Annotated in this window: 1 protein-coding gene; it reads right to left on the reverse strand. The window is 37.9% G+C overall.

The genetic code is table 11. The annotated features are described in order from the left end of the window. On the reverse strand, window positions 1-367 hold a 367-nt coding region (locus RYX56_RS21475; RefSeq protein ID WP_317124007.1), incomplete at both ends, for an aspartate dehydrogenase domain-containing protein.

Below are 367 nucleotides of genomic sequence, written 5' to 3' on the forward strand. Positions count from 1 at the left end.
TATACTTGAACCTTTGTTTTTTCGAAACCAATACCAGCAATACTTAATGTAGCAGATACATTTACACTTTCAGGGAATAACTTTGCTGCATTTCTTGCATTACCATTATAAATACAATATGCCTCTTTAAGCGTTTCTAAATCTACCCGTTCCTCAGCAATGGTCCCGTACCAGCTTTTAGTTGGCTTTCTGGTAATAAGGGTAATCTCCTCAATTTCACCCAACACCCCCGAAGCAATTCTATCTAAGCCAGCAATTGCGGCAGAAGGAATAAAAATCTTCTTATTGTTTTTTAATGCGGCAGATTGTAAAGTCTCATAAAAGCAATGGTCAGCTAAGGCTCCGACAGATAGAATGATTAAATGGC

Origin of the sequence: Alkalihalophilus lindianensis (genome assembly GCF_032843265.1) — a bacterium.
Taxonomy (GTDB): domain Bacteria; phylum Bacillota; class Bacilli; order Bacillales; family Bacillaceae_D; genus Alkalihalophilus; species Alkalihalophilus lindianensis.